This window comes from Candidatus Hydrogenedentota bacterium (assembly GCA_018005585.1).
Taxonomy (GTDB): domain Bacteria; phylum Hydrogenedentota; class Hydrogenedentia; order Hydrogenedentales; family JAGMZX01; genus JAGMZX01.
The window spans coordinates 1-23,058 of record JAGMZX010000011.1 but is presented as its reverse complement, the minus strand read 5'-3'; the positions used below and the strand labels follow the sequence as shown (position 1 = coordinate 23,058).

Below are 23,058 nucleotides of genomic sequence, written 5' to 3'. Positions count from 1 at the left end.
GAAGTGCCTGAAGGTGAAGAAGGACAACCTGTGGACCCGTGCGCGTCACCATGGCACAGCGCGGACACCAGCCACGACAACAGCGTCGCTTTGAGCGAACTGCTGCGCGTAATTCAGTTCTACAATTCAGGCGGCCTGCAATGCGCCGCCACGCCGGATGCCACGGAAGACGGCTACCTGCCCGGCGCGGGCACTGAGACGTCGTGTTGTCCTCACGACAGCGACTACGCGGGCACGGGACCCGATTGGCGGATCGATCTTTCCGAACTGCTCCGCGTGATTCAGTTCTACAACAGCGGCGGCTACCACGCCTGCCCGGACGAGGACAGCGAGGACGGCTTCTGCCCGGGTTCGCCATGACCGTTCCCGTCTTGGAGTGCGCGACGCGTGTCCGGCAAGGAAGCCTGCCTGGCAGAGAGCGGTAGCGAGCCGCCGCAGTCCAAAGCAAGCCGCAAATGCGTGCTACCGGACCGGCCAGCGCTCCATATCGAGATCGGTGCCTGGAATCGCCGTTGTGTCCGGGAGTTGACCGAGGACCGCCTGGGCATGCCGCGCCATATGCCCGCGCAGGTCGGCCGCATACGTGCGCAGGATGCTCTCCCCCAGTCCGTCGGCGTCGCCGCAACGGTACAGCGCGCGCGCCAGCATCAATTCACGGATGCTGCAATCCCGCTCCTGGTTGGGATTGGCAAAACGCGCCTGCGCCTGCGCCGCTTCGATGTCGAGACAGGCATGTCCGGTCATGCCGGGCTTGCGCAACAACGCGGCGAGCACGGGAGCCGCGTCCGGACGCCCCAGCGTTTCCGCCGCAATCGCGGTCGCGCGGTGATGCGAGAAGGCGCTTTCGGCATCGAGCGTTCGCGCTTTTTCCAAAATGACTTCGAGCGCCCCGGGCGCTCCGGTCCGCGCCAGCGCGATAATCAGGCTGTCCAGCCGGCTCAAGCTGCCGCCGAACTGGCCGCCGCCGGTGAACGACCACCCTTCATCCCAGCCCTGCCCGGCGACCGTCCGCGCAAGCGTGTCGGCGCCGGCGGGGTCATCGAGCATGCCAAGGATGTGCGCGTAGATCAGCCGCGCGTTTTCATACTCCGCGGCCCGGTACGCGTCGCGCAACAGCGGCAGTGCCTCCGCCGGCTGCGCCAGAAGAACCGCCACGCCCCGGTAGTTGTCCGCGGCGCTCTCGACCGCGTCCCGCACCATGTCGAGAGACAGGGGATACGAATCGCGGTCCGTCAATACCGATTCGGGCACGTTGCCCTTCTCCACCAGGAGACGCTGCAGGGCTTTCACGTCGATTGATCGCGGCGGCACGCCGGCTTTGGCCGCCATAGCCGCGGCGCAGCCCGCCGCGTAACCCTGGTTCTGGATATCTCCCTGCATCCGGAGAATCGGCATCGCGTCGCGGTGCGCGCTGATGCCAAGCCCCGTCACTAGCATCCCCTCGATGCCCCGCGGCAGCAGCGCCCGGTACGGCGTGTGCGCGATGACTTCATCCTCGCCGGGCATCTCCAGGGCAAACAACGCGTGCACGGTGAATCCGTGCGTGTCGAAATTGCTGCGCGAGAGCCCGATCGTGTCGGGATAGGTGCGCAGATTCCAGATATCAAGCGGCGAGACGACGAAATCGCCGACGATGCGCCGCCGCTCCCGCGAATCCACCAGCACCCCGAGGTCGAAGGCGTCCCGGTATTTTTCGCGGCCTGCCACGAGCGTGCGCCAGAAGTCCACCGTGTCCGAATCGTCCGTGATCGTGTAGTCGGTGTTCGTGTAGTTCGCGCCGGGTCTGCGCGGCGGCATGCCCGTGCCCTGCACCGCGACGTTGTCGTCGCCGACAGCCATACAGGCCGCCCCCGCCGCGTGCGCGATATCCGCGTTGCCCGTCGCATCGATCACCACGTCCGCGAGCACGGCGCCCCGGCCGTCCGGCGTCGCCACCACTACGCCCTTGACCGTATCGCCCTCGGCCACGGTACCGCAGCCGATCGCGCCGAACCAGATGTCCGCGCCCGCCTTGCACAGTTCGCGCCGGTACCACTCCATCTTCGCTTCCACGTTCCAGGCTCTGTCCAAAGGCTGATTCGGCCCGCTGATCGCGGCCACGCCCTGGTCCACCTCTTCCGTGAAGCCTTTCAGGTAGCTGTAGTAGTACTTGCCGATCAGGCCCAGCGTCCCGACTCCGCCGAGGTTGTATTGATACTCGATCACGAGCGTGCGCGCGCCTTGGCGGGCCGCCGCGATGCCCGCCGGCGCGCCGCCCGTGCCGCCGCCGACGACCACAACGTCATACCGCGCCAAGACCGGCAGCGCGCGACCTTCCGAAGGGACCGTCTGCAGGTCCTGCGCAAGGGACCGCGGCCCAGTCAGCGGTTCGCGCACTTCGCCTGGCTCCGCCTGCGCAACGGCCCCGCCAGCCACACGGACGGCGCCTGGTTCGCCAATGCTCCGCGCCGTTGCCGCCGCCTGCGCCCCCAGCCGCTGCCCAGCGCGCAAGAAAGTCAGCGGACGCAACAGACGCTCCGCCGCCTGGCGGTCCATATCCGCGCAGCCGCCCAGCACAAAGATCCGGTCGACTCCCTGGGGCCGGAAGATGTCCAAGTCAATCGTTTCCGCGTCCACTTCTGCGCCGGTGTGGCGCTTTCGGGCCCGAACGGTATCGGGCGGCGTCTGGAACAGCGTCTCCGACGCGATCAACTGGCCGGGATGCCACGTGAGGTCGCGCGCAACCTGTTCCGCGCGGGCAAACGCGGCGTATGAGCCGTCGGCCATCGGAATCCTCAACGTGTACTCATACGCGTCGCTCAGATTCTGATTGCCCCAGCCGCCCTGCTGCAATTGGACAGGCGGCGCCCATGTGCGGCAGGCCGCAACGCCTTCCGTTCGCGGCCCGCCTCCTATCACGGTGCGCCGGAACTCCTGTTCCCCGGCGGGATAAGGGCCGAACACAGCGCCCGCCATCCGCGCCACAGCGCCGCGAGGCGACGCGTCGACGATGCATTTCGCGCGCACCGCCTGACGCCCGGATCGATTGGCCATCACGATCCCCGCAAGTTGTCCGTCTTCGTCGCGGAGCACGTCCGTCGCGTAACACCCGTAAAGAAACGTGACTTGCGCCGCAATCAGGGCATGCTCGAGGGTCCGTTTCACCTGCATGGGCATCGGTGGCGTGCGCGCATCTCCCGTGGCCGCAACGGCCGCTCCATCCTCCTTGGGTTCGATGATGATCTCGCCCAGCAACAGGCGCGGGATGGCCGCATTCTTGCTCACCGTGACACGCACGTAGCGCGCGTCTCCCGCCGCATCGACCGTTATCGCCAGCGGCGCTTCCTCAAAATTACCCGACGACCGCGATGGATTCGGGGCCGAGACCTCCGGGCCCCACTCCAGGCCATCGGCGCTTAATTGCACGGACACACTCGCCACCTCGAACGAGGCCAGCCGCTGATACGCAAGCACATGCACCCTGCCCACGGCCGCCACGCGGCCCAAGTCCGCCGTGACAGCCACATCGGCGTCATATTGCACACTTTCCGCCGCCGCGTTGCCGGCTTTTCCGTCGGCCAACATGCGCGGCGGGTTCGAATCGCGGTGCAGTTCCGCCGATACAATGTCCGTCGTATACGAGAACGCGAGGCCGTTTTCCGCACCTATGGATGGTTTGGGCGGCGCGAACAACGCGCGCTCGAGGTCCGTGGCCGGGTCTTCGCCCGGTTCAAGCCAGAGCCGGTACGTAGCGCAGACATCTTCGCCCAGATACGGGTGCGGTGTCGCGAGAAAGACGCGCGCCCCGTCTTGCGCCGCCGCAATCGCGGCCCCCGCCGCGCCCAGCGAACCACATACGACGACAACATCCGCGTCGCAGGCCATGGGTATGTTTCGGGCGGATTCGAACACGGTGCCGTTATCAGCAGACACCTGGACCGCGCCCAAGAGTATTACCCAAAACAAGCAGGCGTTTCGCGTGAATCCAGAACGCATGTATGCTCTCCCTTGGACAAGGACCGGAACCGCCGCCAGACACAACGCGGGTTTTCTGGTCCCATTGCCGCGTGCTCTCAAGACCCGTCCCCCAAGGATACCTTCTCTCAGGTGCGGAGTCACCCCCGCACCAGCACCAACTGGTACTCCATTTCTGGTATGCGGTCACGTGTCGCGAGCGCTCGTCCGCCGCGATTCTTGCGAAGGCGAATGCTTACGCTTTGTTCGTGCCGGGACTTGCTCCGCGACAAGTAGAACACCGGGCACCAGGCTGCCCGAAAGAGAGCGGCCGCAAGTCGCCGCCCCAACACAAAACGCAGCAATACGTAAGCGAACCAGTGGAGAGCCCACTTAGTTTCTGAAGGCCAGCACGGCCCGTTTCGGCTTGGGTTTTGGAGGCTGCTGCGCACCCGGATTCGCCAGTTGATTCTGCAGACGCTGAATGGCGCGGGCTGCCTGGCGCGCCTGCTGGGAGTTCGGCGCGGCGTCAATGACGCCTTGGTATGCATCGAGAGCCGCATAGTAGTCTCCCGACGCACGATAGAGATTGCCCAGCTGGAAAAGCACGCCGGGGCTGTTGGGCTGCAATTCGAGCGCTTGCAGGTAGCTTGCCTCCGCTTCCGCAAACATGTTCATTTGCCTATAAACAGCCGCCATTTCAGCATAAACGGACGCATTCTGCGGCGTGAGCGCGGCCAAGTGCTCATATTGGCGCGCGGCGGCGGCGTAGTTGCCGACGCTCCGGTAATACTGCGCCAGCGCATGATGCGCGTCCGGCGACCCTGGCGCGGCCCGGGTCCAATCCTGCAGCGTCTGGCGTTCTTCGGCGCGCATGCCCAAGTCGTGATACATCTCGGCAAGCATGGGATAAGCGGGCAGGCTTCCGCTGCTGAGGGTTTCGAAGAGTTGAAGCTCCGAGTAGGCCTCCGCGTCAAGTCCCATACGCTCATAGGCGCGTGAAAGCAGATAATGTGGCATGGCGTCGCCGGGGATGGCTCCGGCCCAGTCCTGCAGGACGCGCATTTCGTCTTCCATTCTGCCGAGGCTCTGGTGCATTTCCGCCAGTGCGCGATATGCCTGCCGGTTCTGCGGGTCGAGTTCAAGACTCTGGGCCAGCATCCGCGCGGCCGCCTCAAAATCTCCCGTGAGCAGGGCTTCCTTGGCCCGGCTCAAGAGATGTCTTGCCCGCTGCGCGCCGGTAGCCTTGGCGTGTTCGTCTTCCGCGCTTTCCGCGTCGGCGACCGCGGCGTGACCGCGGCTCTCGGCCGGGTGCGCTCCGCGCATCGCATCCGCGGCGGCGGCCTCGGCCATCATCGTTTCGATGGCTTGGGCGACCAGCCGTTCGCCAAAGGCGGCGTCATTGTCCGAGGGCGTCTGTACGTCCGCCACGCCGTTTTCTCCGTCTTGGGTCGGGTCCGCCCCATCGGATGTGGCGAGTCCGGCATCCGGAATGGAAGGTGGAACCGCGGCCGCGGGCGAAGAGGGGGTGCCCGGTGCGCGCTTCTGAAGGGTCGACAGGCGAGCGGTCTGCACAGCTGCGAACGCCGCAAGCAGAAAGACAGCGCTAATCGCAGCGACCCGCTTCATGGGGCGATCCTCACTTGAGAATCTTGCGGCCTTCGGAGGATTTGATGCCCGAAATGACTCGTTCAAAGCCCTGTTCGTTCGAGCACGCGGAAATGGCCTCCTCGCGGGATACGGTCCCGTTCTGATACAGCTTCACGGCGTATTCATCGAAACTGGTCATGTCGCCATCCACTTCGATGATGCCATGCAGTTTGTCGATGTCGCCGTCGAGGATTGCGTCGCGCACGATGGGCCGCCCGCCGAGCAGGATCTCGACAATGGGCACGCGTCCGCCGCCTGCACGTTTGACGAGACGCTGGCATACGACGCCTTGCAGGGTATAGGCAAGTTCCTGGCGAATAAGGTCGCGTTCATTCTGCGGGAAATAGCTGATGATGCGATTGATCGTGTCCACTGCCGTGGTTGTGTGCAGCGTGCTGAAGACGAGATGCCCGGTTTCGGCGGCGCTGAGCCCGGCCCGGATGGTCTCCATGTCGCGCATTTCGCCCACGAGAATCACGTCCGGGTCTTCGCGCAACGCGCCGCGCAGCGCGTTTGCGAAACTGTAGGTATCGCGGCCGACCTGCCGCTGTGAGATGACGCTCTTCTTGTCCTGGTACACATATTCGATCGGGTCTTCGACCGTGATAATGTGCGCGAACCGTGTCTGGTTGATGAAGTCCACCATCGCCGCCAGTGTCGTCGACTTGCCGCTGCCGGTAATGCCGCAGACCAGGAACAGGCCGCGCTGCCGGTTGCAGACATCACGCACAACCAGAGGCAGGTTAAGGCTTTCGAAAGACGGCGGTTCTTCGGGAATGAGGCGTATTGCGATAGCAATGGCGCCTGTCTTTACATAGCCGCTGCAACGCAGATAGCCGATTCCCGCCGCATGGTATTGAAAACTGATTTCCTTCTCGGCCATCAGCGCTTCATGTTCCTCTTCTCCGCCCAACTGGAGCAGGAACTCCCTCACGTCTCCGGCCGAAAGGACCGGCATGTTCTCCAGCGGCATCAGGTCGTTATCCACGCGGATATAGGGCTTGGCCCCCGCGCGCAAGTGCAGGTCGGACGCCTTGCGCTTCTCCATCTCCTCGATGAGGATGTTGATATTCAGGTTATGCCCGACATATTCGAGCGGCTCGAGAACCCAGGTCTGCGACCGCATCGTGTGCTTCGCGTAGTTCTGGACGATCTTGTCCAACGGCGCGAGCATCGGCAATTGACGCCACTCGAAAGGCGGCACCTGCAGCGTGCATGAGCCGTTCTCGAACTTGACGCGGGCGCCGATTCGGGTTTCCTCCATCGCGGCAATCACTTCATCCTGCTTCACCCCATCACGGACATCAAAAATGATCCGCATATTATCGACGCGCCTGCCCAAGTCATTTGCGCGCGCGCGAATTTGACAGCCGGGGGTTTTATAGACCACTTCGCGCGGCAACCCGACTTTGCGGATCAATTCCGAAAGACCGATACGAAATACGTCCAGGATGGTGTTGGTCGCCCGACTTCCAATAAACATGCTTCCACCTATGAAACCCGCATACTACCCGTTCCGCCGCGCCTGTCATGCAGTCTATCACGGGCTGTCTTTGACAGTCAAAAAAACGCAGTGCCCGGAACAGCGGATACCCGGTGTGCGAGACCTGCCGTCAGTCTGCTTCCAGGCCGTATTTCTGCAGCCGGTACCGCAGCGACCGGGGGGTAAGGCCAAGCAGTTCGGCCGCCTTCTTTTGAGAGTATCGAGACCGTTCGAGCGCCTGCTTGATGAGCGAAGTCTCGAGCGCGGCCACCTTGTCCTCAAGACTCACGCCCTCGGCGGGCAGCGCAACCACGGCCACCTCTGAAGGCAGGAACTCGCGTACCTCGCGGGGCAGGTCCTCGAATTCGACTTGGTCGTTGCCGCAGAGGGCAACGACCCGTTCCAGTACGTTACCCAGTTCGCGCACATTGCCCGGCCAGTCGTAGCGCACGAGCGCATCCAGGGCTTCGGGGCTGACCTGCAGCGCGGGCCGCCCGATCTTCGTGGAGTGTTTCTGGATGAAATGGCGCACGAGCATGGGGATGTCGTCCCGGCGCTCCCGCAACGGCGGTACGGGAATTGGAATCACGTTGAGACGGTAATAAAGGTCGCTGCGGAATTTTCCCTGCTCGACCATGGCTTCGAGGTCGCGGTTGGTCGCGCTGATGATGCGGACGTCCACCCGCACCTCGGAGACACCGCCCACGGGCGTAATGGTCTGATTGTCCAGTACGCGGAGGAGTTTGGCCTGCAGCATCACCGGCATTTCGCCGATTTCGTCCAGAAAGACCGTGCCGCCGTTCGCAACGACAAAGAGACCCTCCTTGTCTTCCGTCGCGCCGGTGAATGCGCCGCGCTTGTAGCCAAACAACTCGCTTTCGAGCAGGTTCTCGGGAATGCCGCCGCAGTTGATGGCAACGAAGGGCTTGTCGCCGCGGTTGCTGAGCTGGTGGAGCGCCCGGGCGACCAGTTCCTTGCCCGCGCCACTTTCGCCGTGAAGCGCCACGGTGCTGGGCAAGGTCGCGACTTTGCGCACAAGCACGATGAGTTCGCGAAAGGCCGGGCTCTGCCCAATCATGTTTTCGAGGTCGCCGCGGCGCGCTTGTTCCATGCGCAGGGCTTCGTTTTCCCGGATGAGAATGCGCTGGGCGATAGCCTGTTTCACCCGGATGCGGATTTCGTCGTTGCTCTTGAACGGTTTCTGAATGTAGTCAACGGCGCCGCGGCGCATGGCTTCGATCGCGGTGTCCACGGAACCGTAGGCGGTCATCATGATGGCCGGCGTGTGCGGCGCATGTTCCTGGATGTAGGTAAGCAGCTTCATGCCCGCCTGGCGGTCGTTGCCCATGTACAAGTCCGTCAGCACGGCGTCGAAGTGTTCGTTTTCGAGCAGGGCGCACGCCGCCTCTGGCGTGCCGGCCACGCTCACGTCATACCCCGCATTCTGCAGGATAATCTCAAGCGTTTCGCGCATGCCGAGTTCGTCGTCGACGACCAGGACCCGATGCTGCACCGGCATTATCTAAGCTCCCTGTTGGAAGGCAGACGCCGGCCCGCCTCGCGCGGGCGGTGCGTCCGCGTATCGCCTTCGGTCATCGCGGCTCAGCCTTTTCGGCGGCGGGCAGCCGTACGCTCATCGAGGTGCCGCCACCGGGGCGCGACGCCGCTTGAATGGTTCCGTTGTGCGCCGTAACGATGCGATGGCAAATGGCAAGGCCCATCCCCACCCCCCGCTCCTTCTCAGTATAGAAAGGCTCGAAAACTCGCGCAACCTTGTCGGGGGGAATACCGGGGCCCTCATCGTCGAAGCGAACCTCGACGGGGCCGCGGGTGGGGTTCAAGGTAATGCGCAATTCGCCACATTCGTTCATGGCTTCCACGGCGTTCTGGGCCAGATTGATGAACACCTGCCGGATTTGCGTGGCGTCGCCCATGACATAACAAGGGGTTTCGGGCAACACGGTGGAGATGAGCAGCCGCCGCGAGCCGCGGTACTTGAGCAGCATCTGTTCGCGCACCTCCTGGACAAGCACGCCGAGTTCCACGGGCTCGTAACGGCGGCTGGGGTCACGCGCGAAATCGAGGAAAGCGGCCACGATCTCGTTCAGATGCTCTGATTCGCGCATCGCAATGCGGGCCAGGCGTTCCACCAGCGCCTCGTTGTCCGAGGCGGTGCGGAGCTCTTCCATGGCCCCACGAATGGCCGCAACGGGATTTCGGATTTCGTGCGCCAGTCCCGCCGCCAACTCGCCCACAACGGCAAGCCGGTCATGCTGCTGCAGTTCCTGGCGCATCCGCGCCATCTCGGTCAGGTCCGTGAACGACGCGATGAGGCCGGTAACCTGGCCGCGCACGTCGCGGATACGATTCGTCGTGATGCCGACCAACAGGGTGGCGTCATCGTGGGTGCGCACGTAAAACTCGTAACTGGTGAAATCCTTGCCGAGCCGCAACGCTGTCGTGACGGGACACTCCGCGCCCGTATCCGAACGAAGGATGCCGTCCACGTGACGGCCAATAACATCCCCCTCGACCAGATGCAGAATGCGGCAGGCCGACTTGTTGATCGCGGTAACAAGGCCTTTCTCGTCGGTGAGCAGGAAGCCGCTGTTCATATTGTCCAGGATATCGCGCTGAAACTGCTTCATCCGGCTGACACGCTGATGCCAATACCCGCTGATGAAGGAGGTGAAATAGAACGCAATTCCCTGGATGAGAAAGTTGTACCACTGCAGGAGCGGATTGGACAGGCCGGCGGTGGCGGGAAGGGTCTGAACAAACATGAAGAAGGTGGATAACGTGGCGAACACAAAGCCGTGGGGCAGCCCGAGCAGGACGCCGGCCTCCAGGATGACAATAACCATGAGGAATGTGAACAGGCTGCCATGGCCGCCGGTGAAGCCGATGGTGGCGCCCACGACGGCGAAGTCGACAAGCACCTGGGTCCAGGTCATCGTGGCGGAGACCGAACCCTCGCGGCGCAAGGCCAGGAGATACCAGAGCGCGCTGGCAAGCGCGCCAAGATAAATGACGGCGAGGAGCGGACTGAACGCGACGCCCCCTGCGAGGGCATAGGCACCCACAGCGACGACGGCCAGCACAAGCAATCGGCCCGCGCCGACAAACCACAGCCAGGAAACCGGCCCGTCGTAAGTGGGACGCAGAACGGCGTACCCGCCTCTGAGCCATACGGCACACCGGCGGAGAATCACGCGCAAGCGGTCAGTCACGCCCCTTGTCCACGAGTTTTTGCAGCCCCTCCGGATTCGTGCTGCGCTTGAACGCCATGTCCAAGGTGATCACGCCGCGCCGCGTGAGCCGGTAGAGCGACTGGTTCATTGTCATCATGCCTTCGCCGCGGCCGATCTCGATCATCGAGGGGATTTGCTCCAGTTTCGCGCTGCGGATCAAGGCGCGTATCGCGGGATTGGGCAGCATGATCTCCATCGCGATACACCGGCCCATGCCGTCAGCGCGCGGAATAAGCTGCTGTACGACGACACCTTCCAGCACGAACGAGAGCTGCGTGCGCACCTGGTCCTGCTGTTCCGAGGGAAACACGTCCACGATGCGGTTGATGGTCTGCAGCGCATCGTTCGTGTGCAACGTGGCGAACGCCAGGTGGCCCGTTTCCGCCACGGTCAGCGCGGCCTGGATCGTCTCGGTATCTCGCATTTCGCCGATGAGAATCACGTCCGGGTCCTGACGGAGCACGCGCTTGAGCGACGCGGCGAAGCTCTTCGTGTCGGCATGCACTTCGCGCTGGTTAATAATGGAACGGCCGTGATGATGCAGGTACTCGATCGGGTCCTCAATCGTAATGACGTGGACATTCCGCTCCTGGTTAATCTTGTCGATGACCGCCGCCAGCGTAGTGGACTTGCCACTGCCGGTCGGCCCGCAAATCAACACAAGGCCCATGGGCCGGTATGCGAAATCCGCCACCACATTGGGAATGCCCAATTGCTCGAAGGAAAGAATCTCGAACGGGATCGTGCGAAACGCCGCGACAACGGAGCCACGGTCGCGATAGACGTTGAGACGGAACCGGCTCAGGCCTTCGATGCCGAAAGAGAGGTCGCACTCCTTCTCCGACTCGAATTCGGCGACCTGGTCCTCGTTCATGACCGCGTAGATCAGTTCCTGTGTCTGCTCCGGGGTAAGAGAATCCACCCCGTTCATGGACTCCAGCCCGCCGTGAACACGGATCATGGGCGGCGCGCCCACGACAATGTGCAAGTCACTGGCGCCCTCCCGAATCATGCGCGTCAAGAGTTCTTTGATGCTTGGTACCGCCATTACCCTCTCCTCGATGTCTTCAGGCACATACCTTCCCCTGGCTTTGCGCCGGGCATCGCGCACATCACGGGCCCGCCCGCCGCTCACGCACGGAAACGGCAACGCCCCGCGCGCGCCGCCCGGTCAATCCGCCACGGTATGGTCCAGGACCTGTTCTATCGTGGTAACACCTTTGGCCGCCCGGGCCAGCGCATTCTGGCGCAGGGTCTTCATGCCACAGGCGACCGCCTGCTGCTTGATCTGATATCCGGAAGCCCGATTCAGGATCAGCGGCTGCAGTTCAGGCCAGTTGCGCATGGCTTCGAGCACCGCCACACGACCCCGGTAGCCCGAATCCTTGCACTTGCCGCAGCCGCGACCGCGCACAAACTGCGGTCTCTCGATATAGTCGAATCCGCGATACTGGATGCGGTCCAGCACCTCTTTCGGAACGGAGATAGGCTCCACGCAATCAGGGCAAACCCGCTTGAGCAGACGCTGCGCCGATGTCAGCGCTACCGAAGACTGCACCAGGAACGGCTCGATGCCCATGTCCGTCATGCGCGGGAACACGCCCGACGCGTCGTTCGTGTGCAGGGTGCTGAGCACAAGGTGGCCGGTCAGGGCCGCCTTGACCGCCACGTCCGCCGTCTCGAAGTCACGGATTTCGCCGACCATGACAATGTCCGGGTCCTGACGCAGGATTTGGCGCAAGGCTTCGGCGAACGTGAGGCCGATGGACGCCGCGGTCTGCACCTGGTTCACGCCGAACATCTCGTATTCGATGGGGTCCTCAACCGTAACAATGTTGACGTCGATCGTGTTGAGCTTGTGCAGCACACTGTACAGGGTCGTGGTCTTGCCGCTGCCCGTCGGGCCCGTCACGAGGATCATGCCGTGCGGCAGCTTGATGGCCTCCTTGAACGCGCTCAACGGCTGGGGTTCAAAGCCAAGACCGTCGAGGTCGAGGGCGAGGCTCCCCTTGTCGAGCACACGCAGCACGACTTTCTCGCCGTACTTGCACGGCAGGAACGCCACGCGGAAATCGATCTCGCGGCTCTTGTAACGGATTCGGAAGCGCCCGTCCTGGGGCAGCCGGTGTTCGTCGATGCGGCAGCCGGCCAGGATTTTCAGACGCGCTACGAGGTTGTGCTGCAGACTCTTGGGCGGCCCTTTCGATTCCTCCAGACTGCCGTCAATGCGGTAACGGAGACGGACATTCTTCTCGAAAGGCTCGAGATGGATATCGCTCGCGCCCCGCTCGAGAGCGTTGTACAGAATCAAGCGGGAAAGCTTCTTAATGGGTTCGTCTTCCGCGCCGTGCTCCAGTTTCGAGACGTCCTCGATCTCATCGGCTTCCTTGACAACCTCCATCCCCTCCTTGGCGTCGTCTGCGCTCACGATTTCGTCATACAGGTTTTCCGCCTTGTCGCCGCCGTAATGCCGGTTGATTGCTTCCTCGAGTTCCGAGGTCACGGCGACGACCGGCTCGATGTCGTAACTCGTCAGCATGCGCAGGTCGTCCAGGGCCATAATATTGAGCGGGTCGGCCATGGCCAGCGTGAGGACGTCGCCCGTCACGGAGATGGGCAGCATCTGGTACTGCCTGGAAAGCGCCTCGGGCACTTCCGCCAGCACTTCCTTCGGAATCGTGTAGTGCGCCAGCCGTATATGCGGGATGCCAAGCTGTTCGCTCAGCGTTACAACCAGGTTCTCCTCACTGAGATAGCCCTTCGCCACGAGAATCTTGGGAAGGCTCTGGCCGGTCCGTCGCTGCAAGTTCATGCATTCGGTGAGTTGCTCGCGCGTAACCAGCCCCTGTTCCAGCAGCATATCCGGCAAACGTTTCTTGGCCACTTTTGCCAATGTTTGGTTTCCTCCATCTTGCGAGGCGCAAACGTGCGGACGCTGGGATTCAGGCAGCTACCTCAATTCCCAGGTGGCTCAGGATTTCCCCGGCCAGGTCGCAGTTCACCTCATGACCTACCAGTTTAGCAAATGCCGTGACCTTCCGCAGCGCGCCCATCATCTTACGCACGTCATTGGGTACGCGCATGGCGATAAGCGAGACCACCTCTTCCGGCACGGCAACGCCCGCAGCGGCCGCGGCATGGCGCAGTATCTCCAGGCGCGTTTCCCATTCGGGCGCTTTCAGTTGGGCCACAATCCCACTGGCAAAGCGAGACACAAGCCGCTGTTCCAGAAGCCCGAGGCGATCCGGCGCTTTATCGCTCGCAATAATGATCTGACGCTTCTCCTGCCGCAACACGTTGAAAATGTGGAAGAATTCCTCCTGCGCCTCGACACGGCCGCCCAAGAATTGGATATCGTCGAGTATTAGAATGTCCCAATGACAGTAGTTCTCCCGGAACGCGTCCAAGGCGTTGGCGCGCATCGCATCGGAAAGACGCCTCGAAAAACGGCTTGCGGAAACATAGCCCACACGGGTCTTGGGGTTGCGCCGCAGCACCGCATTGCCTGTCGCGCTGATAAGGTGCGTCTTGCCGACGCCGACATCGCCATACAGGAAGAAGGGGTTGTACTCGCCGCCCGGGTTCTCCGCCACGGCGACGGTGAGCTGGTGCGTGAAGGCGTTTGCCTTGCCCGGGAAGAATGTGTCAAAGGTGAACAGTTCCACGGGACGCTCGGACTCCATCGCCTCTATTACCTGCGCATCGGCTTCCGCGTATACTTCGGCCGCACCGTCGCCCCCTGTGCCGAAAGGCGTGACGGAGACGTGTTTGCGGCTTAGGGGACTCTCCAGGTCGTGCCGATTGCCCGCGGCTACGGCCGACGCCTCGATCATCTGGCTGACCTGCCGCGCGGACGCCAACATTGCTTCCGCAATCTGGTTCAAGCGGTTTTCCTGCACCGCCTGCGCCTGGCGAACCCCCTCCCGCAGCGCCTGCGCCAGTTCCGACGTCATCTGTTCGGCCGCTTCGCTGTCCCTCCGTCCCGCCAGCGCGCGCAACTGCACCATCAGCGTGGCGACTGCTTCCTCCATGGCGCTGGCAATGCTCTCCCGAATCGCCGCCGACAGTTCCGGAACGGCGGGGTCGCCCGTGCTCTGCGCAACACCGGACACGGCCTGCGCCGGTACGACAATGCCCAACAGCGCCTCTTGCACCGCGCTGCTGACGCCGTCACGAATGGCCAAGGCCAGTTCCGAAGGGTCCAGCGCGGGCGCCGGCCGCTCCGCCACGGTTTGACCGAGCGCGGCGACCGCTTCCCGCATCGCTTCCCGCATGGCGCCCACGAATTCGTCCTTTGTGAGCCCGTGAGGCTTGGGCGCGGCGGGCGCCTGCCCTTGCGTCGCGCGCGCAGGAACCGCCGCCCCGGCATGACCGGTGGGGTGGTCTGCGGGTTGACGGGCTTGCGGCGTGCCGGCAGCCGAAGCCGCCTGCTGGACCAGCGTATTCACAGCATCCTGCAAGGTCTTTTCATCTACCGCGCCGCCGGATTCCTTCGCTTTCCACTCCTCCTGCTCCTTGGGCGACAAATGGTCCACGAGGCCAAGACTGCTGGCGGTCACCTCGGCGGGCCTTGCCAACGCGTCATCGCCCTTGAACAGGCGGTTCGTTACATGGACGAAGTGTTCCCAATTGCAGAGGATGGGCTTGATCCGCAAGTCCGGGCAGGCCTTGCGCACTTCCTCAAGCGCCTCAAGGTCCAGCGGGTCAACCATCGCCACAGTAAGGATCCGGCCCAGCTTGTCAATGGGAAGCAGGCTGTAGCGCTCGCACGTCTCGCGGGGCACAAGGCTCAATACTTCCTTCGTAATGTCGTAATCTAGCAGGCTGAGGTGCGGAATCTTGCACTGCTTCACGAGGCACGAGGCAACGACCTCCTGGGTGCTGTAACCCAGCTTTACCAGAATCTGGCCAAGGAAACCGCCCTCGCGTTGCTGGACCGCCAAGGCGTCGTCGAGTTGCTGTCGCGTTATGGCCTCTTCTTCAAGCAGTACTTCGCCGAGACGTTTGAGCGGAGGGTGCGGCAGGTCAGGGTGAGAAGCGGACGTCGTATTGCGCAACAGAGGGCTCACTGGTTCGCGCGGCGGCGCTGATGGTAAATCCGAGCCTTCCTTACGACGACCGAACATGCGTGGCGTTTACCCTTTCCTTATAACCTACGGTGACAGGGGTCGAAAATGTGCGCATTGCCAAGGTGAATTGTATCACTGGTGGTCAACCCCGTCAAGTGATAACTCTTCATAAATCATTGTAAGTCAAATATTTGACGCAACTTGTACATTCAGACCGCTTGCGCCGCGCAAGTCCGCGGGACCAAGCGATTCACGGCCTTTGGGGTAGCCCCGACCCAATAGACTCGTTGGCGGCGAGCGTGGCCATGAGCGTCTTGCGCGCATCGGAATAGGTGCTGCGGATGCGGTTGCGTTTCCCGCTGGTTATGGCGTCGATAAAGGCTTTGTTCTCTTCCTCGTACATATCGGCGCCGGACCGGTACTCCGTAGTGACATCGCCCTCGCAGACGCGCAGAGTGGTGCGGTCAAACTCGATGGTAGCTTCGGGAGTCACGATCTTCAGTCCGGTTTGACCGCCGTTATTGGCGACACAGGAGGAAACGATGGACACCGCCGCGCCGCTCTTGAGCCGCATGGTCACGGCGCTGCTGTCGTCCACATCGAACTGGTCCACCTGGTTCATGCAGCCGCGCGCAGCCACGCCGTAAACCTCGGCTACGTCGCCGCAAAGGTAGCGCACAAGGTCGAACAGGTGCGTTGTCTGCTCGAGGATTTGACCGCCGCTCCTGGCGCGCTGCCGCCACCACCACACTTCCGGCATGCCGCACGCATACCAGGCGGAAACCAGCGAGACCGCCTTGCCCTTCAACAACTGACGCGCCTTGGTAACCGAATCGCAGTAGCGATAGCAGTAACCGACACTGGCCATGACTTTGAATCTGCGGATGGCCGCCTCGACCCGCGCGGCGGTGGTCCGGTCCAGCGCGACGGGCTTTTCGATGAACAGATGAATGCCACGCTCCGCCGCGGCCGTCTCGATGGCGCCGCGGGCAAAGGGCGGCACGCACACGTAGACGGCATCCGGCTTCGTCTTATCGAACATGAGCGCCGAGTCGGAAAAGACTTCTCCGCCGAAACGGGCGGCGGCGGATTCCGCGCGCTCCTTGTCCGTGTCGCAATGGCCTACAAAGCAGACCTCGCTCATCCCTTGAAGGTGACGGAAGTGCTCCTCCATGATACCGCCGCACCCAACAACCGCAATCTTCGGCATAGCGTGCCGCTCCCGCTGTTCAACGCGTTCCCCGCCGCGTCGTGCCCCAACCGGGCAGGGATGCGGTAGGTCTCCACTCTACTACCCCGTGCGCCGCCCGCCGCCACGGCGAAATATCCGCGCGGATTTCCCTCCACGCCTCCTGACATACGAACGCACACAACACCCAAGACGTCATCTTACCAAATATCCGCCGCGATGTTAAGGGTATCTGAGGAGGCAGGAAACGAATCACCCGCAGTCAACACGTGGCCTCATGACCGGCACTATTCCGGCGGATTGCCGAGGCAGCCGCGTGCGCCCGCGCTCAGCGGCCCCTCTCCTCCCGGGTTACGCGCCTGGACAAAATAGGTGTAATAGGTGTATTCCATGAGGAAGCCGCCGCAACCGCCCGCCGGAACGAGGCGCGGCGCCGCTGCCGTGTAATCGATGAAGACGATCCTCTCCTGCCAGCCAGATACCGGCACCGCCGTGCCAGCATCGCCCGCATCAGACCGGAACACGCGGTAACTGGTGCGGCCGGCCACTGCGGGCCACCAGATTTGTACGCGGTCCGCGAAGGCGCCGATGGTCGCGCGCACGGGCTCCGGCGCCGGGGGTAACGCGGCAACCAGGGGGTCGGCGCCCTGCGCGGCCTCCTCGCCGTCGTCGATGCCGTCGCCATCCGTATCCAACTCGTAGGGGTCCGTTCTCCAGGAATTTGTTTCGCCCTGATCGGAGAGGGCATCGCCGTCTGAGTCCAAGTCCAGGAAATTTGGGACGCCGTCGCCGTCAATGTCTTCCTTCCCTTCTTGCCAGTCGGGCAGCGTATCCCCATCGGAGTCCAAGTCGAGGTAATTAGGCACGCCGTCGCCGTCCGCGTCTTCCAGACCTTCCGCGCCGTCGAAGAGACCGTCTCCATCGGCATCCGGGTCGTAGGCATCGTCGGTTCCATCACGGTCCGCGTCAGACAGGCCCTCGACCGCGTCCGGCAACGTGTCTCCGTCCGAATCCAGGTCCAGAAAATCAGGACATCCGTCCCCATCCGCGTCCGCGGCGCCTTCCTCCGCGTCAAGCAGGCCGTCGTTGTCCGAATCGGGGTCCAGCAGATTCGGCAAACCGTCGCCGTCCGCGTCTTCGAGACCCTCGGTGGTATCGGGCAGCGTGTCCTGATCGCCGTCGCCGGCGGTGACGACCTTAATCCATTCGGCGCGCTCGCCTTTGCGATTGTGATGGTGAAGGAGCAGAACGCCTTTCGCCGCGTCTCGCGCGTAGGCCTCGGCATCGACGACGACGCGAATCCCGGCCCCGGGCTTGTCTTCGATAACCGGCGGCGCCACGCTATCGGGAAATCGCAGACCCGGCTGCTTGATGTTGTGGAAGAAGACCGGGGACGCGTCGTCGGGTCTTTCCTCGCGGAACGCGCGGGCAGAGAAATACGTCTCGACCCAGAAGTCAAAACTGGACCTTCCAGAATCGCGAAGCCCGATCGAATGCGCCGAAACCGGCAAGACAAGCACACTATTGCGAAAAACCGCCGTGTGACGCACCGTGGGCGCGAAGTAGTTCAAGGGCAACCCGTTTGCAAGGCCTTGATAGAGCGAGTCCCACAAGCCGCGCACCGTAATGAGGACATCGCTGTATTCAAAAGGTTGCTCGCTAAAAGGTTCCCAGAAGATCCCGTTGTAGACGGTGTAGTCGGGAAAACCATCGCGGTTGGCATCGATCCGCACCTCATAGTACCCATTCGACGGCGTGTGCCACTCGTCATGCGCCGCGATCACGAAGGTAACGGTAGTGCGGGCCGTGACCTGATTCACCTCCCGGTAATCGCTTTGAATCCCGACGAACCGCAAGTCGCCCGGATTGTGCGGCCACAGCGGGTCGTCCTCGTCGGGACTGATCCAAAGCAACTCCGCCGGCGTAACAAGCGAAATGACGTCTTCCGGCGGATTGCCGCCGCCCTCGAGGGCCGTGCCAGTCAGCGGCAGGGTTACCTCGGGCGACGCGGCGGCGTTCAGGAAGGATTGCGCAGCGCGCATCGCCGCCGCGGGCCGGGGCGCGGCATAGTAGGGCACGTGTAATACCGGTCCGCTGTCCCGCGGTGTAAGCGTGATGTAACCGGACGCCTCGGTCATCCATTGCCTCACGTTGCCGGTCTGGGTTGCGGCAACGTCGGCGCTGCGGACATGCTTCATGTCCGAAGCGGTCGCCGTAAGCGTCACGGGAAACGTAACAGAGTCTCCAGGCGCGATGAAGCCGGTATCCGTTTTGCCGAGTTGAATGGAGATGCCCGGCGCAACGGTTACTGGGTCCACTCCCACCGTGAAGCGCGCGGCCGTATCGCCCTTATTGTCCACGCGGCAAGTCAAGGTTTCCCGGGAAATGTCAAGCACTTCATTCGTCTGAAAAGTGAGGCTGACAATTTCAGGACGTTCCGCGTTGTACGCAATTGCGCCGGAAGCAATGGCCGAGGCGGGGTCTACGCGGCCCGCGCCCATGCGCGACGGCCCGGCGCGTGGCGTCTCCGCCGGATCGCCGTTGTGGATGTTGGTGCGAGCGGTGTTCATCGCCAGTGCTTTAAGCTCCGCGACGGACCAATCCGGGTGCAGTTGCCGCAACAACGCCATAACGCCAGCCACGTGCGGCGCGGCCATCGACGTCCCATTGTACGCGATGGTCAAGGTGGCTTCGTTCGTGGATAGCGCGCGAGCCGCCGTGATACCCACGCCGGGCGCGCAGATGTCCGGCTTGAGCAAGATACCGGCGCCGTCAGGCACGGGGCCGCGGCTGGAGAACCAGGCGATGCTGTCTGGTATCAGAGGCGCACCCGTGCCCTCGTATGAGGCGTCGCTATCCTCCGAGGCCGCGACGCACAGGGCCCGCGCGGAACCACCGGGCGTGTCGAGCACGAAGAAGACATCGCCATTGTTACCCGCCGACACACAGACAACGATGCCGGCCAGCGCGGCTGCATCGCATGCGACCGTCATGACATCGGGCAATACGGCATAAGGCGCGCCCAGCGAAAGATTAATGACGTCCAGATGATCGGAAAAGTCGCCGTCGCCGTTCGGGTCAACGGCCCAGTCAATCGCCTGCGGCACGAGTTGGGTGCCGCCCTGGTCGCCGAATACCTTCAGCGCATACAATTCCGCTTCCGGCGCCACGCCCGGCCCAAGCTGATAGCGCGAAAAGCCGGTCTCCGCGGTGTAGGGCCCGTGACGCCTGGTCGGCAGCACGGTGACCCCGTAACCCGCCGCGATGGAGGCGACATGCGTGCCGTGGCCGCGGGTGTCTATCGGGTCGCGATCGGGATCAGGAATGAAGTAGAGCGGGTCCTCAGGATTGTAATACTCGCCGGCGAAGTCATAGCCGCCCACGACTTTCTCGTTCGGATACGGCGCGTCTCCAATGACTACCCGGTTGTTCCACACGTAGCTTTCGGAATCGCCCGGCCCGCCAAAAGTGCGGTGCAGATAGTCGATACCCGTATCGATGACGCCAATCCTGACACCGCGGCCCGTCAGGCTCGAGGCCGCGTCGCCCCACACGGCGGGCATGTCCAGAAACGGCACACTCGTTGTCAAGCCGGGATACAGCACCGGCAACGGATGCACGCGTCGGACGCCCGGCAGACAACCGATAGCTTCCGCTTCGGATGGCGCCGCCACGACCGCGACGCCGTTGAACGACCGGGTCACGCGGTATAAGAAACGCACCTCAGGATAGCGCTGCGACACGGCGCTGACGAAGCCATCCTGAGCCTGTTCAAGGTAATTCAGGTGCTCGCGCGTCGCGGATACGGCCGCGGCGACTCCTCCCTTCGCGGCCAGCGTTTTGGCATACACCTGCGCGGCAGGCAGTGCCTGTAATTCGACCAGGAAACCGCACTTCTTGTCTACGCTTGCTGACGGCGCGGAATCCGCCGCACCGGCAGGAACAGCCCCCGGCGCGGACATCCAGGCAGTCATCACCCCCGCCACCATGAGAAACGCACTCGAAGCGGACATGGCCAACACCTCACGCGCGTCATCCGCGGTCAGTCACGTTCTCGCCCTCGTCCTGCAACGCCATCTGAGACTGCCTGCGACGCATTCGACATCATAACAGACAGACAGTGCCCACGCATGCCTCCTGTCGGCCTTACACGGTCATCCAACCAATTCCGCAATCGTGTCGTGCAGCGCGCCGTTACTGAAAAGCACGCCCCGCTTGCGGTCGAACAGCCGCAGTGGACTGCCGTCCAGCCGGGAGGCGCGTCCCCCCGCCTCTTCCACGAGGAGCTGAGAGGCGGCATAGTCCCACGGCGTCAGCGTGAGATGCACGTAGGCGTCCGCGTCCCCCGTGGCAATCTGGCATAGGGACAGGACCGCGCAGCCGTAGCACCGGAGTTGCCCAACCGCGCGCAGGAGCGCGCCGCTCCTTTCGAACAACACTATCCGGTCGTTTCCATCGCCGAAATCGACGCCCAGCGAACACTCTTCGAGCGTGCGAACGGTGGACACCCGCAAGCGTTGTCCGTTCCGGTAGGCGCCGCCTCCGCGCTCCGCCAGAAGCAGATCGCCCGTCACGGGCATGAGCACGCCTCCGGCCTGTGGCACGCCGTGCTCAACGAATGCCAGCGAAACGCCGAACATGGGCATCATGCCGCGCACGAAATTGTAGGTGCCGTCGATAGGGTCCATGACCCAGCAGCGGCCGTCCGGGTGCGCCGGAATTCGGGCCAGTCCTTCTTCCTCGCCGACAAAGTCGTCACGTGGAAACGCGCGATTGATGGCCTCGACAGCACGTCGCTGCACGGTCAGATCGACTTCCGTGAGCAAGTCGCTTGCGTTATTCTTGGTCGCGACCGCGAGCCGTTCCCGGGCCACATAATGTTCTCGAACATAGGCACTTATGTCCGTAAGAAATTTCTCGATCAGCCTTATTTCCGGATGTTTCAACTGCGTCCCCTTCCCGATTGCGGGCGGCAGGCGTCCTTCCGGTCTTCTGAGGCGAAGCCGCTGCTTCGCGACGCTTCATCGACGGGAATGACCTGCCTTCCACTCTGTTCATCCTGACACGGGCGCCCGCGGGAGCAATCCTGCTTCCCCGTCTTTCGACGTGAAAGCGGCGCTGCGCACGCACGACACAACAGCAATATACCCTTTCGCGGCCGGAGAATTGAACTCGATACCGGCGGGATGCTATGACGCGCGGGATGATGGCCGATGCATGGTCTCTGCAAACTGAGAGCCGCGCCATTGCGGCGCCCGCGGCAGAGGCCTGCCGCAAACCAGTACGAGGCATGCACTGTGAAACGCCGCACCTTTCTCCAAGCCGGGCTTGGGGCCGCCACGATGGCGGCATGCATGCCCGAAACCAACGCAAGTGAGGAACACGCCATGAACATCGTTCTCGCAGCAGACCCCTTCGCCGTCGAACTCAAGGACGCCATCCGGGAACATCTGGAAAGGAAGGGATACACCGTGCGGGACGTTGGGGCAGCGAAGGACAAGGATGTGCCGTATTATGACGCGGCGCCTGCCGCGGCCAGGCTCCTGCAAAGCGGCGAGGCGGAGCGCGGCATCCTTTTCTGCGGCACCGGCGCGGGGATGTGCATCGTCGCGAACAAGTTCAAGGGCGTGAACGCGGTATGCGTGGAATCCGTTTTCTCCGCCAAGATGGCCCGCGCCATCAACGATGCGAACGTGATTACGCTGGGGGCAATGATTGTCGCGCCGTGGATGGCCAAAGCGATGGCCGATGCTTGGCTGGAAACCAAACACACCGAGGGTCTGGAAGAATTCGCAGGATTTCTCAAGGATGCCTGCGCAAAGGTGAACGCCCTGGACACCGGCCAGGAATAAGCAAGGCAAGCACTGGCGCATTTGCGTTGACCCGTGCGCATTCCCGCACAGCCCCTCCGCGATGCACCCGTTTCCCGCAAATCGCAAGGCGGTCAGCCGTCGTATAAACCAGACCGCCTTCCCGGATGTGCTGGCACAGGCCTACGGTACGGCCTGTCCCGGGCAGAAACCGTCTTCGGTACCATCCGCCGGACAGTAATGATACCCGCCCGAATTGTAGAATTGGATTAACCGCAGCAATTCCGTCAGTTTAACCTGCCAGTCCGGTCCAGACGGCGCGTAGTCGCTATCGTGCGGGCAGCAACTCGTGTTCGCGCCGGGCCCCGGCACAAAGCCGTCTTCTGTACTATCCGGTTCGTCCGCGCAGTGGAAACCGCCGCTGTTGTAGAACTGAATCACGCGCAAGAGTTCCGTCAACTCGACCTTCGAGCTATGGTCCTGGTCCGCCGTGTGCCACTCGTCAACGCAGATGTCGCCTTCACCCTCGCCTTCGCCTTCGCCTTCACCTTCGCCCTCGCCTTCGCCTTCGCCTTCCCCTTCACCCTCGCCTTCGCCCTCGCCTTCCCCCTCGCCTTCGCCTTCCCCTTCCCCTTCACCTTCCCCTTCCCCTTCCCCTTCCCCTTCGCCTTCC

14 protein-coding genes are annotated in these 23,058 nt (G+C 63.0%); 2 read left to right on the top strand and 12 right to left on the bottom strand.

Features of this window, described 5'->3' with window-relative positions; genetic code table 11:
- Positions 1–360, top strand: a 360-nt coding sequence (locus KA184_03410; GenBank protein MBP8128602.1) for a hypothetical protein, incomplete at its 5' end; no start/stop codon positions are given.
- Between the two features lie 102 nt (positions 361–462).
- On the opposite strand, the gene KA184_03405 is transcribed toward KA184_03410, so the two are convergent.
- The 11 genes from KA184_03405 to KA184_03355 form a co-directional block, all read right to left on the bottom strand.
- Entirely contained in the window at positions 463–3,975 is a 3,513-nt protein-coding gene (locus KA184_03405; GenBank protein ID MBP8128601.1) for an FAD-dependent oxidoreductase, read from the bottom strand.
- A gap of 351 nt (positions 3,976–4,326) precedes the next feature.
- Positions 4,327–5,364 carry a tetratricopeptide repeat protein gene (locus tag KA184_03400; GenBank protein ID MBP8128600.1) on the bottom strand — a complete coding sequence of 346 codons (1,038 nt, stop codon included), beginning with the start codon at positions 5,362–5,364 and terminating at the stop codon, positions 4,327–4,329.
- 208 nt (positions 5,365–5,572) lie between these two features.
- Positions 5,573–7,066 (bottom strand): PilT/PilU family type 4a pilus ATPase, encoded by a 1,494-nt coding sequence (locus tag KA184_03395; GenBank protein MBP8128599.1) that lies wholly within the window; start codon positions 7,064–7,066, stop codon positions 5,573–5,575.
- Positions 7,067–7,196: 130 nt separating this feature from the next.
- Complete coding sequence (locus tag KA184_03390; protein MBP8128598.1) at positions 7,197–8,579, bottom strand: sigma-54-dependent Fis family transcriptional regulator; 1,383 nt, start codon at positions 8,577–8,579, stop codon at positions 7,197–7,199.
- 79 nt (positions 8,580–8,658) lie between these two features.
- The gene (locus KA184_03385; protein MBP8128597.1) at positions 8,659–10,296 is read right to left on the bottom strand and encodes a PAS domain S-box protein; all 1,638 of its coding nucleotides are present in this window, start codon (positions 10,294–10,296) and stop codon (positions 8,659–8,661) included.
- Positions 10,289–11,365 carry a type IV pilus twitching motility protein PilT gene (locus KA184_03380; GenBank protein ID MBP8128596.1) on the bottom strand — a complete coding sequence of 359 codons (1,077 nt, stop codon included), beginning with the start codon at positions 11,363–11,365 and terminating at the stop codon, positions 10,289–10,291. The genes KA184_03385 and KA184_03380 overlap by 8 nt, the downstream gene beginning before the upstream one ends.
- A gap of 123 nt (positions 11,366–11,488) precedes the next feature.
- Positions 11,489–13,177 carry a Flp pilus assembly complex ATPase component TadA gene (gene tadA, locus KA184_03375; GenBank protein MBP8128595.1) on the bottom strand — a complete coding sequence of 563 codons (1,689 nt, stop codon included), beginning with the start codon at positions 13,175–13,177 and terminating at the stop codon, positions 11,489–11,491.
- An 82-nt stretch (positions 13,178–13,259) separates the two neighbouring features.
- The gene (locus KA184_03370; GenBank protein MBP8128594.1) at positions 13,260–15,374 is read right to left on the bottom strand and encodes an ATP-binding protein; all 2,115 of its coding nucleotides are present in this window, start codon (positions 15,372–15,374) and stop codon (positions 13,260–13,262) included.
- Positions 15,375–15,636: 262 nt separating this feature from the next.
- The gene (locus tag KA184_03365) at positions 15,637–16,596 is read right to left on the bottom strand and encodes a Gfo/Idh/MocA family oxidoreductase (GenBank protein ID MBP8128593.1); all 960 of its coding nucleotides are present in this window, start codon (positions 16,594–16,596) and stop codon (positions 15,637–15,639) included.
- Positions 16,597–16,862: 266 nt separating this feature from the next.
- Positions 16,863–20,588, bottom strand: coding sequence for a S8 family serine peptidase (locus KA184_03360; GenBank protein ID MBP8128592.1), 3,726 nt, complete (start codon positions 20,586–20,588; stop codon positions 16,863–16,865).
- 141 nt (positions 20,589–20,729) lie between these two features.
- Positions 20,730–21,521 (bottom strand): inositol monophosphatase, encoded by a 792-nt coding sequence (locus tag KA184_03355; protein MBP8128591.1) that lies wholly within the window; start codon positions 21,519–21,521, stop codon positions 20,730–20,732.
- A gap of 441 nt (positions 21,522–21,962) precedes the next feature.
- On the opposite strand from KA184_03355, the gene KA184_03350 reads away from it, so the two are divergent.
- A complete protein-coding gene (locus KA184_03350) occupies positions 21,963–22,427 on the top strand; it encodes an RpiB/LacA/LacB family sugar-phosphate isomerase (GenBank protein ID MBP8128590.1) in 465 nt (154 codons plus the stop codon).
- A gap of 141 nt (positions 22,428–22,568) precedes the next feature.
- Here KA184_03350 and KA184_03345 read toward each other — a convergent pair.
- The coding region (locus tag KA184_03345) for a hypothetical protein (GenBank protein ID MBP8128589.1) at positions 22,569–23,058 on the bottom strand (490 nt) is incomplete at its 5' end.

Coding starts and splice junctions, on each gene's coding strand:
- KA184_03405 (MBP8128601.1), bottom strand. CDS start 3,975: ATGCGTTCTGGATTCACGCGAAACGCCTGCTTGTTTTGGGTAATACTC.
- KA184_03395 (MBP8128599.1), bottom strand. CDS start 7,066: ATGTTTATTGGAAGTCGGGCGACCAACACCATCCTGGACGTATTTCGT.
- KA184_03380 (MBP8128596.1), bottom strand. CDS start 11,365: ATGGCGGTACCAAGCATCAAAGAACTCTTGACGCGCATGATTCGGGAG.
- tadA (MBP8128595.1), bottom strand. CDS start 13,177: ATGCTGCTGGAACAGGGGCTGGTTACGCGCGAGCAACTCACCGAATGC.
- KA184_03365 (MBP8128593.1), bottom strand. CDS start 16,596: ATGCCGAAGATTGCGGTTGTTGGGTGCGGCGGTATCATGGAGGAGCAC.
- KA184_03360 (MBP8128592.1), bottom strand. CDS start 20,588: ATGTCCGCTTCGAGTGCGTTTCTCATGGTGGCGGGGGTGATGACTGCC.
- KA184_03350 (MBP8128590.1), top strand. CDS start 21,963: ATGAACATCGTTCTCGCAGCAGACCCCTTCGCCGTCGAACTCAAGGAC.